Origin of the sequence: Vibrio sp. McD22-P3 (genome assembly GCF_021568915.1) — a bacterium.
Lineage (GTDB): Bacteria > Pseudomonadota > Gammaproteobacteria > Enterobacterales > Vibrionaceae > Vibrio > Vibrio mediterranei.
The window spans coordinates 61879-79377 of record NZ_JAKGTN010000025.1 but is presented as its reverse complement, the minus strand read 5'-3'; the positions used below and the strand labels follow the sequence as shown (position 1 = coordinate 79377).

The following is a 17499-nucleotide window of genomic DNA, read 5'->3' as shown; positions in this document are numbered from 1 at the left end:
TGGCTTCTTTTCTTTCTGCTGGTATACGAGACAAAGTTTACTCAATACCGCCCATACTGGTTAAATTTTAACAGTGACAACAATCCTGCCAGAGGGGGCAAGACGACATTGGTTTTTAATGACCGCAATCAGATGGTTTTAATGAACATCTTTAATAGTGTTAATAGTACAGAAGCGATGATGCAATTTTCAACTATGTACCCATTCAGTAACAGTAGTCAGGGAAGTAGCTTTACAATCCCTATGCGAGCAAAGTTCCAATTAGGTTCTTCATCAGGTTATGGAAATTTTAGTTTTCAGACTCAGGTTGCTGTTAGGTATAACTAATTATCCTTCTGCCTACATTGAAGTAAGAATAATCGTACTTTGAAGTGTTGATTTCGAATATATAATGGCATGCGTTTTATAGAACTGAGCATGACATTTAATGAACCTATCTAGATTTTTAATTCTACTGTTGGTCTTCGCTAGCAAAGCAGTCTTAGCCTTAAATAGCGGCGAGTGCACTTTTACAAATCAAAAGCTAACATACTCCGGTGTTAACCTACCTAGTTCGAATGAAGTCTATAAAGATGGCGAGGTGTTAGGTCAATTAATCCTTTCGACGAATTACTCCTGCAAAACTCAAAGTTTTACTAACAATGGCGTTGTACTACAGGTTGGTACCCGAGGGGCAGCTGGAAGCTATATTGGAGAAAAGAAGTTTCGAAGTAATGTAGAAGGTATCGTATTAGAAGGCACTTTTATGGTTGGAGGTGTTGCAGGTGTTAATAACGAAATAATCTTTAATCAGTTCAAAAAACCAACATATGGAAACAACCAAAATATCAGTGGCACGTTCAATCAACCAATGTTCAACGTCATTAAGTCTGGTGAGATTCAGAACGCCAGTTCAGTAACACTAAATCTTGCTACTCAATATAACCTAGCAAGTTTTATTTATAATACCGGTGGTAGTGCATATGTTAGCCCATCTAGTGTCCCTAACTCTCAACAAATCCCGGTATATAATGCTTCTTGCAATGTTACCCATCCAACTAACGTCGAAGTCCCTGCGTTAGTAAAAGGTGTGAGGGATGAAGTTAGTAGCTACTTCAACATAGCGTTAAACTGTGCAGATAAGTCTGTGATGCAAAATAACGTTCAGTTAACTGTTACTCCAGTCAATATGACTAATGTGTCTTTAAGCTTGGACAAAAGTTCACTTCTATATAATGGTAACGGTCAGATCGTATTAATGAACATTTTCAATAATCTGGGTTCGGAATCGCAGATGTTGTTCTCTACAATGTACGAGTTTAGTAACGATGCTCAAGGAAACAGCTTCACTATTCCAATGCGTGCTAAATTCCAATTGGGATCGTCATCGGGATACGGGAATTTTAGCTTTCAAACGCAAATTACGGTTAGATATAACTAGTTTCTTCTTTCTTACATCAACAGTCACGGATAGTGATTGTTGATGGTCTTTAGAGCTTCAATCATCACATCTTCTGTCATTATGATCCTTAGGCTACATCGAATTTAATTCTCATATAACGTCTGGTTTATACTATCCTCTAAACCAATCAACGATATTGTTGGCCAATAGCAGGTAATTGGCGTGAAGACATTGGGAATCTAAAATCATAGGGGAAATTAAAAGCCTACTATCAAGTAGGCTTTTAACGTTAAGTATGAATAGAGGTAGTGAAGAGTGTACTAATTAGCTTTGGTTGTTTCGAAATACGAGAACTGTACCAATGGTTGGCCAAGTTTATCTTGATCTTTAAATGAAGACTTAATAACCATCCTTTGTTTATCAATGCCATTTTCGGTATAAAAAACACGCAATCTTTCAACTCTTCTTTGCCCCAACCATTTATTATAAGCCGCGGTTCCGCCTATCGAGTGCTTGTTGACAATTCGAATACTCATATCTGGATGTTGGTGAAGATACTGGATACTTTCTTTAAGCACTTTTTCATTGCTTATATAGCTTGAGTTTACCTTGAACACATGTGTTGCTTCGACAATGGCTCTTTCTGGTGGGAGCGTTGATTGTACTGCCACTTTCTCAGATGTTTGCTGTATTACAGCAGGTCGGGGATCTAGAGGTCTAGCACGAGTTGGCTCTGGTCCAGGAATTGCCCAAGTAATGCCCAATATAAATTCTGGAAGAACTTTGACATCCGATTCTTTTTTGATAACCGCAGATATACCGCCAAACAAGGCCACATCGCTGTCTAAATGATGTTTAATAACACTGGAAAAGCCGGTTCTAAATGGATGCGTTTCATCTTCATATTGAATGAATGGTCCATATAGTAGGGCAGTGCCAGAATCGAGTTGTGAGCGACCAAACAAGGAGATTCGAGCTAACAGGTGTTTGTTATCGAGTTGTGTGTTGTTATAACCAAGACGTGATTCAACTACCAAGTCTGGTGTTATGTTTACTCCATATGTGATGTTAGGAGAAAAATAATCATTAGTAGGCTGATAGCCCGCGGCAAACCCAAGATAGTCGTTCTCGTCATTGATGGGAGAAACGGTATCGGGAGCAGTCCATGCTCCCGCAGAGAGTGTTAAACAGATACTAAAAGTTAACAGTTTGAATTTCACTTAAACCACCATAATCATTGATAATGCCGTATTCCAAGGACATATTTTTAATGTCCATTCCCTTAGGTACCGCATACTTTTGTTGACCAAAAGGTGGCGTCATTTTGAACCTATCATCGAGTATTTTAGATACACTGCCATTAATGACCTTTAGGTGACCAAGGCTTAGGTAATAAGGGGTATTGTTCGTTGATTGAAGGTATTTTTTCCCGTCTTCTTCAATGATGTTCCAAGACAGCTGTTTAGCTGCATCAAGAAGCCCGGTCATATCCAATTGGTCGGGACGAACGATGATCTTGATCCGAGTTCTGACGGCAATATTTAGCTGGTTCTGGTCAGTTTCCGCTTTCTTAGGGATCTCTTGTACCGAAAGGAAGAAAATGCTCTCTCTATCTTTGGCTAGTTTGTTTTCAATCGGTAGAATTCTCACAAAACCTTGTTCATTAGCGCCTAGCTTAAAGATAGGTGGCGTAAGTACTAGCGGCAGGTCCCGAGTGTTGCCATCGCTATCCTCAATCCAAGATTGCACCAGATATTCACTTGCAGAATCATTGATGATGTCAACTTGATGTTCTTTGGTTGTTGTAATTATCTCCCTAGTATTAATAGGGCGCACTCCCGCGTGCGCTTCAATAATTGGAAATAGACTAACAACAATGACTAATAACGATCTCAATAACATATTTGTACCTAATTACAGCTTCGCTCAACGATGTCCTGCAAACTTTTAGAGTCAGGACTTACACTGATTGAAAATTCACAAAGACCAGAACCAACAACAAAAGTTGCTGATTGGTCAGGTTTAATCCCTGACAGATAAACAATATTGTCAGTACCAACAAATGACATCTCATCTGATTGGTTATCGAGTGAAACAACAGGTTCTCCAAATAGGTTTGCGTCTGTATTAAGTTTCACTAGTACACGTTTACCTACACGAGCTTTCAGATCTATAAGGACCGTAGAGCCTCGTCTTGGAACGTAGTTTTTGCTGAACTCCACTAATTGAACGTCTGAGTTCTCTTCTGCATTGATGTAGACTTTATTAGAGCCGTAATCATTTGAGTAAGGAATAACAGCAATACCGTCCTTGTTTGTCCTGAGTGTTGGGTTGTGATTAACAATCAGATTCTCCGCATCATCCACCTTTACAACTGCGGTGGTTTCCCCTAGATACTGAGCTGCAACAATTCCCCCGTCATAGATGAGTAAACCACCGTTGGCGCTGAGACTCCCTGACGTTGTCTCTCCATTAGACTCGACATTTGCAGAAAACTGACCGTAAGGTGTCGAGTTTCTTACCATGGCCGAGACGGAAGTATTGCCAGTTTTTGTATCATTTGAGGTTTGACTGACTGTCGTGCTGTAGTCGTAATTTCCGGTTCTACCGTTGTACGACAACTGATTATTAAGTGCACCAGTGTTTTGCTCGTGTGTTGATGAGAACACCACACTAGAGTCGTTGTTTTCTCCAAATGGTAACGATAGAGATAAACCAATTCTCTTATCACTACTCACACCATAATTGGTTTGCACAGTGTCACTAATCGTGTAATTCATACCAACGGAAACGCGACCAAGATTGAAATTCAAAGATGAGTACAGTGATGTGCCACTCAAGGATGAATTGTGGTAGGTGTCATACTTATATGATAAGTACAATGTTGCTTCACTAATGGGTTGGTTCACCGATACCTCAAATCGGTTACGCAGTCCAAGTCGAATCTGTTCATTACTGTCCATGTCACTTGCTGTAGAGACAAACTCTTCGAAGCTTAGAAAATCGGGCGATCGGTATTGATAACCAACCAACTGTAAACTGGTTGCTGAACGGTAGAATTGTTTCGCATACAAGCTCTTTAAGATAAATCCGCTGTGTTGTTGGTTATCCTCAAAACTCGTATAACGTGTTGCGCCACTTTCGAAAGACATAGCTCCAAATTGGCCTAAGTCATAGGTCACACCCAGTTCGCCGTAATAATATTGCTCGGAAAGTAATGATGAGAATTTAGGCGTAATCACGCCCAGTCCATACTCTAGACCGCCTGTTAATACCGCTGGCTGAACAGAAGAGTTCGAATTACGGTATTGACCTGCTGAGAAGGAGTAATTAAAGCTGCCCTCACGAAGTAGGGATGGTAGCTTAGTAAATGGAATAGTTCTGCGTCGAATTTGACCGTTACTTTCTTCGATGACGAGCTCTAAATCGGCACCTGTACTTGAAACGTCAAGATCATCAATTTCAAACTCACCAGGTGGCACAACGCGACTGTATAGTACGAGTCCGTTTTGGAGCACGGTAACTTTGGCCGAACTTAAGGCTACATCTTTAAGAACGGGAACGTAATTATTCCAGTGAGATTTATACATTCCGGTTGCTTTAGCAAGACTAAGGCCCGTTAGTGGTAGTGAGCCGTTAATCGCGGAGATGTTGCTTGAACGAATTTCACCGAAATTGGCTCTAGAAGTAATGCTATCTATATCTCTATATACAAAGAAATCACTCAAGTTCGAGCTAAATGCATCGCCATTCTTATAGAGGTTACCGCCGCCTTTGAGTCGCCACATGCCAAATGTTGCCAACCCTTGAACACCGAGGTAGCCATTAACGGCGGATGAATTGCTTGTTCCGCTAATATAAGAGTTGTAATTCAGCTTAACGCTGTTGACACCCTGATCCCATTTAGATGGAGGTGTCTTCAATTTACCGTCTTTCTTCTCGATGTTAATGTCGGGTACAGTAAGCACGAGCAGCGATTGTGAAGAAATATAGTTAGCCGTCGCCATCGGGCTGATGTCTGTGACGGTATAGCAGCTTTTTCCAACTTCCGGCAGTTTAATATTTAAATCCAGCAGTTGAATTTTCGAAAGACAAGGTTGGATATCGTTGGCAGCAGATTGTTTGAACTCGACAAGCATACGTTGAGAACTAAGCCCATTGAGCTCAACATCGATCATGTGCTCACCAGGTGCAATAGCTTGTTCAAACCAGCGTGTATCAAGTTTTTCACCAGAAATATCGCTATTCATAAAGCTCAAGTCGAAGTCTGAACCGAATACTTGATATGAAAACAATAGTGGGATGAAGCTTAAAAATTGATGATTCTTCATGCTGTACCGACAGAAATCAGGGAGTCAGCTCCGAAGAGGAACTGACTCCGGGTGGTATGCGAACGCGTAAGCTTTAGTTATATTCGATGGTGTAGTTTGCGACTGAAGTTACGGTACCTGCAGTAGGTGCAGAGCCACTTACATTGACATAAGCTGCGTTGAAATTGAGGATGTAAGATTCTGCAGTTTCTGCACTTGTTGGAAGCGTTGTTTCGTCAGCTTTATTGCTACCACCGTTAATGTCGATGATGCTAACGCCATCTTCCTTGAGTAGTTGGATACCCACACCACCAGCAGGAGTAGTGCTAGCTGTGTTTTTTAGTACGTATTGGTTTGCTGGATCACCAACACCGGAAAAAGCAACACGCATTTTTTCAGCTGTGGTTGATTGGCTCTTACAATCGGTTAGCGTGATGGTAAATGCTGTCATACCAGCTAAGTCACCTTTAGTTGTGCCAATACTTCCTGTAGTAATGCTCGGCAGTGTCACGTTTAGATTAGTAGATGCGCTACCACCACCGGTTGCACCACCAGTAACGGTACATGAAGCAGCAGTTACTTTACCGTTGAAAGTAATAGTGCCATCAGCGGCGTAAGAACCTGCACTAACTAGTAATATGCTGCTAGCTAAAACACTTTTAATCAGAACACTTTTTTTCATTCGATATATCCTTTTGGAATTTGAAATTTACAATAATACCTAATAACACTGATATAGTTTTCTGCCTCCCATAACAAAGGCATGTTCTATTTTACTTAACGGTTTAAAGATATTAATGAGAATTGACGTGTCTGGGTGTAGTATTATTCTCACACAGGTGTCAGATAACTGTGTGCAGTGTTTTTTGGGGATGTATAATTGATTGAAACTCGGAGAGTTTACTTTAGAATAGATAAGAAATAGTTTGGTTTATATCAGAGAGTTTTTTACCAATAGCTTCCTTTTGGATACACGCTAAAGAAAATTCAATGACGTCACTCTTATACTACTCATAAATACTATCAAACAAGCTACAAGTGGCAGGAGGAGACTTAAGAATCTGTGATATGCTGTCATAAAAAATATTGGTTAACATTTCATTCTGTTGAGCATGATGGTAGAGGCCAATGATTATACCTCTTGTAGGAAGTTGCCATAATATATATGGTGAACGGTAATAGTCGGCGATGATTTTTGGTACTATAAAACACAGCTTCTGTTGGTTAACTAATTTCATCGCAGTACTTAAATTATCTACGACGAAAGAATGTTTTATTGGAATACCATTCTTTTCTGCTATATCGAAAAAGTTGGACTCAACATCATTCCAGTCTTTGAGTCGAAGAAACATAAATTCACGTTCTTGTGATAGTTGCTCCAAAGGTTTGTTAGTATCTTCTTGAGGACAAATCACAACCAGTTTAGTTGCAGTAATGCGCTTGTATCGGATTTTTCCCGGGTGGTAAACAAGATTCAAGTGAATGCCAAAATCTATTTTCTCATCTTGAAGGTGTTGATTTGTTTGAGAATCCCATGTCATTAGTTCGATTTTTGCACTGGGGAATTGTTTTGACAACTGCAGTGATATCTCGTCACCATATAGCTCCATTAGTATGTGTGTAATAGCTACTTTTATAGGTTTACGATAATTTTCATTTGAAATAGTATTTCTAGACGTTAAAGTGTGACGTATGTCACTTAGCATTTGCTCTATCTCGGGAGCAATATTTTTGACATATTCGGTAGGAAGCATCCGATTATTCGAGCGTACAAAAAGAGGATCATCTAATTGCTCTCTGAGCTTAGAAATATCCTTACTCACAGAACTCGTCGTTTTACCAAGCTTTCGCCCCGCCTCGGATAAACTCTGCGTGTAATATACTTCAAGTAGCGTATATAGTAACTGAAGGTTTTCCACCTGTTTCATAGGTTAAGAGTTCTCAAATAATAAAACATAGTGTTATGTAGTATATTTCGTACTTGACGAGTCATCCAGTCTTACATCGAAATTTAGCACAACAAGATAAGATTAAGGAATATTATTTCTTGTAGGCGTTATGTAATGCGAAAGCCATGCGGTTCATTTAAGACTATAGCTTTTATAGCTGTCTGTCTTATCCCATCATTAGGATATGCATTTGGTGATTTTTCTTTAACTATAGATGATAAACCTAGTGATAGTGGACTCAGCCAATCAAATTACATTCGCTTCTTGGGGCAAGACTTTCTTAGTCTAAGGTCCTCACTCCGGGAGGAAGTAAGAATGTACCTACTTATTACACTGGGTTTAGCAATTTCGGCACTATCAGTATTGGTATTCTCGGTAAGAAATCGTTCGAAATTAGACACTGGCCGTAATGAAATACCGTCTTGGACGGAAAATATTATTTCCCAGCTTCCTAGCTTAATATTCCTAGAAAGTGACAAAGGTTTAGAGGGGTGTAACTGCCCTTACTATGATTCATGTCTAAAGTCTGGTGGTTGTGGCATTCACCAACAGATAGATGGACAGGAAGACAGTATTCACAATCTTAAAAACGCCCAATATAAAAAACGATGTGAATTTGGTTTTATCGACAAAATCCGCGTGACTAAGCGGACGATACCAAACAGTGAAAAAATGCTGACGGTAGTTGACGATGTTACCTCTGAGTACCAGCAGCGCTCGGCACTTGAAAAAGCACACTGGCTTGCAGAGCAAGCTGTGCAAAGTCGTGAGCGTTTTCTGGCGACAATGAGTCATGAGCTAAGAACGCCAATAGCATCAATGATTGGTTTATTGGAATTGTTGTCTTATGAAAATCGAAACATTGCTGATGACTATAAGCTCAAAAGCCTTATGTCCTCGGCAAAGAACTTACAATTATTGGTTAACGATATTCTTGACTACAGTAAGTTAGATAGCCAAGGCATTTCTTTAGTCGAGGAGTTTGTTTCATATACTGATCTTCTTGGGGACTTGGTTCGATTGCATGAAGCTTCAGCGAGAGAAAGGGGTCTTGTATTTGAAACTCAATGGGATAGTAGTGAGATCGAATTCATCCTAACGGATGCCTTAAGGCTTAGCCAGATAGTCAACAACGTCCTTTCTAATGCAGTTAAGTTTACAGAACAAGGAAAGATAAAAGTAACGGTACGAGCTACTAAACAGAACATCAGTATTATCGTTGATGATACGGGTATCGGGATCAGTCCAGATAAATTGGAATCGATATTCGACCCATTTCGTCAGGCAGATGATTCAATTGAGCGAAAATATGGCGGCACAGGTCTTGGCTTAGCGATCGTTAAAAAGCTCACCACGTTGATGTCAGGCTATATCTCGATTAATTCAACAGAGGGTGAGGGCACGAGTGTCATGATCTCTTTGCCACTGAAAAGTTACGAGTATAAGAAAACGAAAATATGCTTTAACTACACAGGACAAAATACCCATATTAGTAACTGGTTCTCTTCATGCGAAGAAAAAGATAAATGCATAAAAATAATCGACTCTATCGATGAATTGAAGAGTAAAGATGACAGAGACAGCTACATCCTGATCAATGACAAACGTTTAGGAATGGGATTCAACGAAAAGTACGGAATCTGGGAAATTAGTACTGAACCTTTCTATCCAGATCTGTTTTACAAGTGTAAAGAGAAAATCGGTACCAAAAATCGAGGCTTTACTAGTGGTGGTGTCAACAACTTGGCAGGGCTAAAGGTATTAATCGCGGAAGATAATCCTATTAACCAATATATGTTGAGTGAGCAAATGGACCTGTTGGGCATTAATGCGGTGATTGTGTCAGATGGCCTTGAGGCAAAAAAGGAGTTGCAAGTAAATGGAGAGCACTACGATATGTTGATTACGGATGTCCACATGCCGAAGATGGATGGAATATCGTTAGTTAGATGGGTGAGAGAGAATTTATCGTCATTCAAGTACAAGCCTATCGTCGGCTGTACTGCGGAGCATTCGAAGTCATTGCGCAGAAAAATGCTCGATTTTGATGACATTATTTTAAAGCCTTTCGAAGTTAAAAGGCTATTCGAAGTAATATCAAGTAACAAGGCGAAGTACAAAACTTCATCTGGGAAAAACCAGAAAATATCCAGTTATATGTCCACGTTATCTGATGATAAAAGAAAACGATTGGTCCAAGTATTTAGAGAAACAATGACCAACGACTTATATCTTCTAAAGTCGGCAGTTGATGAAGAGATAATTAGAAAAATCGCTCATAAAATAAAGGGTGGAGCTAACTCAATAGGGGAGTTTGAAGTGGGCGATGTGGCAGGGCAATTAGAGAGTCAGTGTTTAGAATCGAGAAATATTGAGGAGATTCTTGAGGGTAAAAAGGTCTTGATCGAGGTTCTATCAAATAAATTGAGAGAAGTTGGAAGTAGTAATGTATAACAGCGTTTTGTTGATTGACGATAGTAACATCGATAGAGAAGTAACCAGCGTTTATTTAAACGATCTAGGAGCCGACACGATACAGCACGCAGCAAATGGAGAAGTTGCGTCTAGAATCTTAGCAACCGAGACATTTGAACTGATCATTTGTGATGTCGATATGCCTGTTTGTGATGGCCTAGACTTCATAAAAAGACTGGCTTCGATTGATAAATCTGTCCCGATTTTGATGATCAGCTCTATTGCTCAAGGTTTTTCTCAATCGGTGGTACTAATGGCGAATCAGTTAGGGTTTAAGCACGTAAACTTTCTACAGAAGCCATTTTGTATTGATACGTTAGAAGAGACTCTGCAGTCACTGATGTTGAGCGAAAGTATCCGGCCTAATGGACTCGATGACGACTTTCAACTGCATGAGTTACTTACGGCGTTATACCGAAACCAGATAGTGAATTACTACCAAAAAAAGGTTGCGCTGGATTCACAACAAGTCGTTGGGTATGAGGTACTTTCTCGTTTCGAGCATCCTATTCAAGGCACAATACCCGCGGCACGATTCTTAACGGATGACCTACCAACAAGTTTCTATTGCCAACTCTTTTTACTCAGTTTGGAGAAGGCGATTCGTTACTGGAAATCAAATAATGTCGATGTGACGTTTTCTATTAATGCACCGCCGGATATTTTCTCTAATCCAGGAATGGTGAGCTCCATCATTGATTTAGTCGAATCGTTTGGTTTTGATTTTAACAAAATCATTATCGAAATTACGGAGGGGAGAAGTTACTTGTTGGATAGTGCATTTCTATACGCATTCAACAAGTTATCTCTAGTGGGTGTGAAGTTCTCAATCGATGATTTTGGTGACGACCATGCGACTTTTAGAAAGCTAGCGAATCTTTCGTTTCATGAGCTAAAGATATCTAGGCAGCTTTTGTTGGCAGGAAATGAAAATGAAAAAACGTACGCGTTGATAAAAAATATAGTCTCAGTTTGTCGAGAACTGAATATCCAAACGGTGGCAGAAGGAGTAGAAAATCATGACCTGCTTCAATTAGCCCAAGAGCTAAGGTTTGATATATGTCAGGGTTTTTTGTTGGGTAAACCAAGCCCAAAAGTATAGAGGTTTAATGAATGAATATTTTGATCGTTGATGATCATCCGCTAGTGTGTGCGGCGCTCGAAAATGTAATTGAAGAGAACTTTGAAAATGTTGTTGTTGAACAAGCGTTTAATGCCAAAAAAGCGTTGTCTTTTTTGGCTGAGAATAAGATTGATATCCTCGTATTAGATATTGAGTTGGGTGATGATGATGGTTTCGATTTACTTCACAAAGCAAAACGGTTTGGCTTTGATGGTAAAGTCATTGTTATTTCTAGTAAAGATGAAAAATTGTGTTCTGATTTAGCAGTCAGTGCAGGAGCTTCCGGTTACTTGGACAAAAAAGAAAGTGTTTCTCGAGTTGCTGATGCGATTAAAGCAGTAAATAGTGGTTACACCTATTTTCGCCAAATTAATACGGCCACTTCTCACGGCAACGGAACAATCAAGCTATCTACTCGTGAGAGTGCTGTGCTTCGACTGTTATTGGATGGACATACAAACAAAGAAATTGCTCGAAGGATGAACATTAGTGAGAAGACGGTTAGTACTTACAAACGTCGAATTCTGGACAAATACGATGTGCGTTCTGTGTTTATGCTAGTCAAAAACTCGAGCTATATCTTAAAGTGATTTCTTTTTAGGAAAACTAGCTTTTCCCCGCAGTGAAACAAATTTAAATACTATGGCGCCTCGGTAATGGATTACTCAAGTTAATTAATCTACGAGGTAGTCATGTTACAAGAAAATTCTATCAACTTTATTGTTGTCGAATCCCAACCATTATTACGTCAGTCATTAACCGAGCTTATTACCAATCAGTCATTCGCAGGTAACATCTATAGTCTTCGAGATTATTCTGATGTTCATACCTTCACTCAAACTAAATCGGTGCACTGTATCCTGTTTGATCCAATGAGTGACCTATCTGCTGCGTCTGAGTTGATGACCTTTCTGTCAGAATCACGACCTCATATTTATACCATTGCTTATAGTATGAATACGTCTATGTCTTACATGCGACTATTTAACACTATGGGGATTATGGGCGTCGTATCTCGTCTAGACTCAATCGAAACCCTAGAAGCTTGTCTAATGGCTGCGGCCAATGGCTATGCATTTAAAAAACATCAGAACCATGAGCAAGTTAATGAAGTTCAACTCTCAGACCGAGAATTAACAGTACTTAAATTACTTACTGAAGGCCATAGAAATAAAGAGGTAGCTCGTCGACTGAATATCAGTGATAAAACTGTCTCAACCTATAAAAAGCGAGTGTTAGAGAAATTTGACGTATCCAATATCATGGATCTTGTACCGAAAGTGAATGCTTGTGAGAGCTTTCTTACAGCGAGGTAGCATAACTCCTATGATATGCATATCGACTATTAGCTATCATAAAACCAAGATAAAAATGGTAGCTAATAGTCAGCTTAAGGTTATATTTCGGTGAAATGTGAACATGTGTGTGATTTGAGTTCTTGCACTGGGTGTGAGCAACTAAATAAGCTTCAAATGTATTTAGGGCTGAAACTAAAAATTGATGAGGAAAAAGTCGTTGAGATGAACTCCCTCACTAATATGTCGATGCTTACAGTTCGTACTTTATGTGTTTTTTCTCGTTATGGAGAAAACCACATAGTTTCGAAATACAACATCAAAGACTATGTTTGGCAACGTCCGGTGACGGATAATAACTTAACGCATACGATTCACAAATGCCGTAATGTTCTAAGGGAGTCCAAAACCGAGTTTGACGTCGTTAATATTCGCGGTTTTGGTTACTGTCTTATGAACATAAATTTTGTGGGTGGTAATATCGGTTAGTCTAGTTCGGTATTGCCTAGTAGACTTAGAGAAAGCAGCTGCAATTGTTCTCTATTTCCTGCAAAAAGATTGTCACAGATGACGTCTAACTTTGTACCTGACAATCGTTGTTTGCGAGCTTCTCTCACCAATAGCACAAGTGATAACTCACCAGAAATACTATCGGTCTTAGGCTGCCATTTGCTTATCGCCAAGCATTCTGGCGTTTGAGCAAGCTTAGGTTGCAGTTCAATAATCTCACGTCGCACGACTTGCAGTAAGTCTTTAACGGTCGCTAAATCGCTTTCATGAAGTAGTTTATCTAGCAGTGCTTTAGAAAGTGGGCTCAAATGAACCTTGCCAGCTTTCTTAGGAAACTGATCTGCAAGTCTTACCGATAATTTAACCAAGCTTAGCTGACTGTTTGGAAGGATGGTTAAGCTCATCAAACACTCGATAGGTAGCCAAAAAGCATCACCGGCGTTAAAGACATATTCATTTTTTCCAAGCTTCAACAATACCTTTCCACTTTCAACTCTGAACAGCTGATTATGTAGTGTCTTTTTACGAGATGTAATGGTCAGCAAGTCGTAGCTGATGGATTGAAAGTCTATGGCGTGGTTCATGATGATCTTTGGTAGTTAAACTGCGCGTAGATTACCGTGAGTGAATCCCAAATCCAACCAAAGATCGCACTTTTATGTGCGCTGTGCTGAACAATCATGCAAAAGTGTGGTCTGACCTTAACAAAAATAGACTTAAGTTAGCTGCGGTCTTTATACACTAAGCGTAGAATAGTGCAGCTTTTAATTTGATGTAACAAACATGACAACACAAAACGACCCATATATTGATATTCGTCCGTACAACGACGAAGAGATTCCTGCAGCGATTGATCGTTTGATTAATGATGCAGAGTTTATAGATGCAATTTTGCAACATCGCTTTTCAAATCATGCCCCTTGGTTCAAAGCTCTTATGAGCCCAATGGTAAAAGTGTACTTAAAGTTCAAGTGGGCGAAACTGGATAGCGTTGAAGCTATTCAACTAGAGGTAAAAAAATACCTAGAGCAAACCTTGGATACGACGACGAAAGGCGTGGTGTACAAAGGTCTCGACAAACTAGACAAAAATACGTCGTATCTATTTGTCTCCAATCACCGAGACATTGCGATGGATCCGGCTCTAGTCAACTATGGTCTGCATGAAGGGAACCATAGAACAGTTCGTATCGCGATTGGTGACAACCTGTTGAAGAAGCCTTGCGCTACAGAACTGATGCGTCTAAACAAGAGCTTTATTGTAAAGCGCTCCTTGAAAGGCCCTCGTGAAATGATGAAGGCGTTGGGTACTTTGTCGTCATACATTAAACACTCACTGGACACAGGCAATTCCATTTGGATCGCCCAAAAAGAAGGCCGAGCAAAAGATGGTAACGATTTTACTGATCCGGCTATTCTTAAAATGTTCCACGTAGAAGGGCGTAAGCAAAAGATACCTTTTGCTGAGTACATCCGTTCTTTAAAGATTGTTCCTGTTTCGATTTCGTATGAAAACGATCCATGTGACATCGCGAAAGCTAACGAGCTTTACGAGAAAGCGACGCATGGTAACTACGAGAAAGGAGAATTTGAAGATATCGAGAGTATCGTTCAAGGTATTGTAGGCCGTAAAGATAGTGTTCACGTTGTGTTTGGTGACGTAATCGATCAAGATTTTGATACGCCAGAAGCGCTTGCAGAAGAGATTGATCGTCAGATTCACGAAAACTACACACTGTTTCCAATCAATAAGTTGGCTGCAGGTTTGGAAGATGAGTTTATCACTGGAACGACTCGCGCGACGCTTCAAGATAAATTGGATGCTTTACCAGAGGGTGCTCACCCGTTCTTAATTGATAGCTATGCGAACCCGGTAAAAAACATCATTAAAGAGCGCGAGAAACTCTCCGCTTAATTTTTGTTGTAGGGCACGAGCTCAAAGTTAAAAAAAACCAGTCGTATTGACTGGTTTTTTATTTTTAGAAAAGGCAAGCGGCTAATTGACGCTTAGTGTCTTGAATAGATCGATAAAATTGGAAATTTGTTCCAACCAAAGTTAATAGTGAGAGAAGTGGTTTTGTTCGGACTAACTGATTCATGGAAGTCTTCAGCAAATATACGTTCGCCATTAGCCAAGATAGCAACTAACTGTGTTTGATTGATAGTACGTTTAGCTGAGGAAGTATTGGTAACAGTAATGACCGCCCACCGCTCACCTGACTCGCTGCTCATGAGAACATAGTTATTGACAGAGAAGTCACTGCGATTAGGTTGGATGTTATCGTTATTTGGAAACGCCAACTCGGAATAGTGTATCGCTGGCTGATCGATACTTAATGTTTCATACTCCATCGACCTAACTGGTGAGGTTAAGGCGATGCTTAATAGTAGGAGTAGGGGTCGAAACATACAACAAATGTCCTTTCACTTTAGATATTGTTTTCTTAGGGAATCGATCATTAAGAGTACAGACTGCTCTCACCTTCTGGACGAGTCTTAAACCGTTTGTGCAGCCACATCCAGCCGGGAATATCGCGCTCAATCATTCCTTCTAGTTCCTTGTTTAGTACCTTGGCTGCAGTTTCAGGGGCACGTCTTGGAATTTGCTCACTCAAATCCTCGCCAATATGCAACGTATAATGATTGTCTTGTACGACAGTAACCCCTGAAATTACGGCACAGTTTGTGGCATCAATGAGGACGCTAGGGCCAGCGGTTACAGCGGCTTGCTTCACGGCGAAAAACGGTGCGAATACTGAGTTGTGATGACCATAATCATGGTCTGGTAAATACCAGAGTCGGCATCCCTTTTTAAGCGCTCTAAGCATGGTTCTAACATCTGTTCGGTCAATCATTTGATGGCCACTTCGGGTGCGACCTCGATGTTGGACGAACTCGTAAACCAGGTTTGAATGAGGTCGATAAACGCCAAAACCTTGAGCAAACTGACCGAATATTGAAGCGGTCATTTCTAGATTTAGGTGATGACTGCACACTACCAAGGTTCCTCGCCCCGCCGACTCTTGTTCTAAAAGGACTTCCCTGTCGACAACGGAAGAGATTCTGCGTAGTCGCCATTCAGGCCAAAACCAAGCCATACCCGTTTCAAACAGTGCGATGCCAGTGCGTTTAAAGGTGTTTCTCAGTATTAAATCGCGTTGTTGAGCTGTGTAATGAGGAAAACAAAGTGCTAGATTTTGGGCGGCAACTTGGGACCGTTTCTTGAGTATTTTCATCGCCAATAATCCAGTTCCAGTGCCTAGTCCGCGCAAAAAGGAGTAAGGAAGGACGTTGACGATGAAAGCGAGAAATCCAAAGGCGCACCAGATTCCCCAGTATTTAGGGGCTAGCATTCGCACTGAAAATAACGGTCTTGGTACAATATTCATAGTTTGAGTATTCGCGTTTAGTTGCCAATGATCCCTATTGGTAATTTGGGCAATCTATAATGAATATAAAATCGAGCAGTTCAGTGAAGACATGACTCGGAGAAGCATTGAATACCGTCAGTACTACTAATATTTCTTGATGAGAGCGCGTTCCATTGATTGGTAGTTACTATTCCCTATATTGAATGTTTAATACTGACTGGTTATGAAATTATAAAGATCTATCGATTGACTTGATGTCACGTAACGTAGTGATTTGTCGGAGGTTGTCTATAATCAAATCAAGTTTGTACATTTAGGTGACCTAATGAACTACCCAGAAGCGTTACCCCATGGTGAATTGACTCAGGTACTAGAAAATATTTATTTAGTCACAGGGTCTGTTTCCATGAAAGCGCCACACCCTAAATGGGGACCGTTTAATCTCGTCTTTAGTCGAAATATGATTGTGATTAGACAAGGAGGAGACCTTATTTTAATAAACTCGGTGAGATTGAGTGACAAAGGCATCGCAGAGTTAGATGAGTTAGGCGACGTCAAACACGTTATTCGATTGGCGGCCTTCCATGGTTTTGATGACCCTTTTTACAAAGAAACGTTTGGAGCAACCTTATGGTCAGTGGATGCGCCTTATATACTAGGGTTTTCAAGTGAAGAAAGTGCAGAATACTATCGTGCTGATCGAATTCTAAAATCGATTGATGATCTTCCTATCAATGGTGCGTCCTACCATGAGTTTTCCACCAGTACCCCAAAGGAAGGCTTGATTTTGCTGCAAAGGGGGAAAGGCATTTTGGTATCTGGCGACAGTATGCAGAATTGGTCCCGACCTGATGAATATTTCAATTGGCTTGCAAAGTGGATGATGCCCAAAATGGGTTTCATTTCTTCAAGTAACTTTGGCCCTGGATGGCTGAAAATGGCTAAACCAACGACCAAAGAGCTAATGGAGAAGGCGATGTTGAACTATGATGCTTTGCTACCAGCACATGGCTTTCCAATTATAGAAGACGCTCGAGAAGGATTTGTTTCAGCCGCTAAACGGCTACAGGATTGAATCAAAGCTAT

The 17499-nt window shown here is 40.3% G+C and carries 16 protein-coding genes and 1 pseudogene; 9 read left to right on the top strand and 8 right to left on the bottom strand.

Annotated features, from left to right (window positions below):
• Together L2W36_RS23350 and L2W36_RS23345 are read left to right on the top strand one after the other, a co-directional pair.
• Window positions 1-327: pseudogene (locus tag L2W36_RS23350) on the top strand (hypothetical protein); the annotation flags it as partial.
• A 253-nt stretch (window positions 328-580) separates the two neighbouring features.
• Entirely contained in the window at window positions 581-1420 is an 840-nt protein-coding gene (locus L2W36_RS23345; RefSeq protein WP_236111733.1) for a hypothetical protein, read from the top strand.
• A gap of 281 nt (window positions 1421-1701) precedes the next feature.
• On the opposite strand, the gene L2W36_RS23340 is transcribed toward L2W36_RS23345, so the two are convergent.
• The 5 genes from L2W36_RS23340 to L2W36_RS23320 form a co-directional block, all read right to left on the bottom strand.
• Window positions 1702-2601 (bottom strand): OmpA family protein, encoded by a 900-nt coding sequence (locus L2W36_RS23340; RefSeq protein ID WP_236111732.1) that lies wholly within the window; start codon window positions 2599-2601, stop codon window positions 1702-1704.
• Complete coding sequence (locus tag L2W36_RS23335; protein ID WP_236111731.1) at window positions 2576-3283, bottom strand: fimbrial biogenesis chaperone; 708 nt, start codon at window positions 3281-3283, stop codon at window positions 2576-2578. Before L2W36_RS23335 ends, L2W36_RS23340 begins: the two co-directional genes overlap by 26 nt.
• Before the next feature lie 8 nt (window positions 3284-3291).
• Window positions 3292-5712, bottom strand: coding sequence for a fimbria/pilus outer membrane usher protein (locus L2W36_RS23330; protein WP_236111730.1), 2421 nt, complete (start codon window positions 5710-5712; stop codon window positions 3292-3294).
• Between the two features lie 73 nt (window positions 5713-5785).
• Window positions 5786-6373, bottom strand: a complete 588-nt coding sequence (locus L2W36_RS23325; RefSeq protein WP_006070936.1) for a fimbrial protein — start codon at window positions 6371-6373, stop codon at window positions 5786-5788.
• A 325-nt stretch (window positions 6374-6698) separates the two neighbouring features.
• Complete coding sequence (locus L2W36_RS23320; protein WP_236111729.1) at window positions 6699-7619, bottom strand: LysR family transcriptional regulator; 921 nt, start codon at window positions 7617-7619, stop codon at window positions 6699-6701.
• Between the two features lie 336 nt (window positions 7620-7955).
• Here L2W36_RS23320 and L2W36_RS23315 point away from each other — a divergent pair, with 336 nt between their 5' ends.
• From L2W36_RS23315 to L2W36_RS23295, 5 genes are all read left to right on the top strand, one after another.
• Window positions 7956-10094, top strand: a complete 2139-nt coding sequence (locus tag L2W36_RS23315; protein ID WP_110165279.1) for an ATP-binding protein — start codon at window positions 7956-7958, stop codon at window positions 10092-10094.
• Window positions 10087-11217, top strand: coding sequence for an EAL domain-containing response regulator (locus tag L2W36_RS23310; protein ID WP_006070941.1), 1131 nt, complete (start codon window positions 10087-10089; stop codon window positions 11215-11217). Before L2W36_RS23315 ends, L2W36_RS23310 begins: the two co-directional genes overlap by 8 nt.
• Window positions 11218-11228: 11 nt before the next feature.
• Window positions 11229-11828: a response regulator transcription factor gene (locus L2W36_RS23305; protein ID WP_006070942.1), complete on the top strand. Its 600-nt coding sequence runs from the start codon at window positions 11229-11231 to the stop codon at window positions 11826-11828.
• Window positions 11829-11930: 102 nt separating this feature from the next.
• The gene (locus L2W36_RS23300; protein ID WP_236111728.1) at window positions 11931-12554 is read left to right on the top strand and encodes a response regulator transcription factor; all 624 of its coding nucleotides are present in this window, start codon (window positions 11931-11933) and stop codon (window positions 12552-12554) included.
• A gap of 90 nt (window positions 12555-12644) precedes the next feature.
• Entirely contained in the window at window positions 12645-13022 is a 378-nt protein-coding gene (locus tag L2W36_RS23295; protein WP_236111727.1) for a helix-turn-helix domain-containing protein, read from the top strand.
• On the opposite strand, the gene L2W36_RS23290 is transcribed toward L2W36_RS23295, so the two are convergent.
• The gene (locus L2W36_RS23290; RefSeq protein ID WP_236111726.1) at window positions 13019-13627 is read right to left on the bottom strand and encodes an AraC family transcriptional regulator; all 609 of its coding nucleotides are present in this window, start codon (window positions 13625-13627) and stop codon (window positions 13019-13021) included. The two genes, L2W36_RS23295 and L2W36_RS23290, sit on opposite strands and share 4 nt — an antisense overlap.
• Window positions 13628-13826: 199 nt before the next feature.
• Here L2W36_RS23290 and L2W36_RS23285 point away from each other — a divergent pair, with 199 nt between their 5' ends.
• Complete coding sequence (locus L2W36_RS23285; RefSeq protein ID WP_006070949.1) at window positions 13827-14957, top strand: 1-acyl-sn-glycerol-3-phosphate acyltransferase; 1131 nt, start codon at window positions 13827-13829, stop codon at window positions 14955-14957.
• A gap of 92 nt (window positions 14958-15049) precedes the next feature.
• Here the strand turns inward: L2W36_RS23285 and L2W36_RS23280 are convergent, their stop codons facing one another.
• Both L2W36_RS23280 and lpxL read right to left on the bottom strand, forming a co-directional pair.
• Entirely contained in the window at window positions 15050-15451 is a 402-nt protein-coding gene (locus tag L2W36_RS23280) for a hypothetical protein (protein WP_038222205.1), read from the bottom strand.
• 50 nt (window positions 15452-15501) lie between these two features.
• A complete protein-coding gene (gene lpxL / locus L2W36_RS23275; protein WP_236111725.1) occupies window positions 15502-16431 on the bottom strand; it encodes an LpxL/LpxP family Kdo(2)-lipid IV(A) lauroyl/palmitoleoyl acyltransferase in 930 nt (309 codons plus the stop codon).
• Between the two features lie 307 nt (window positions 16432-16738).
• Between lpxL and L2W36_RS23270 the strand changes: the two genes are divergently transcribed.
• Window positions 16739-17488 (top strand): hypothetical protein, encoded by a 750-nt coding sequence (locus L2W36_RS23270; protein ID WP_236111724.1) that lies wholly within the window; start codon window positions 16739-16741, stop codon window positions 17486-17488.
• The last annotated feature ends 11 nt before the right edge of the window (window positions 17489-17499 follow it).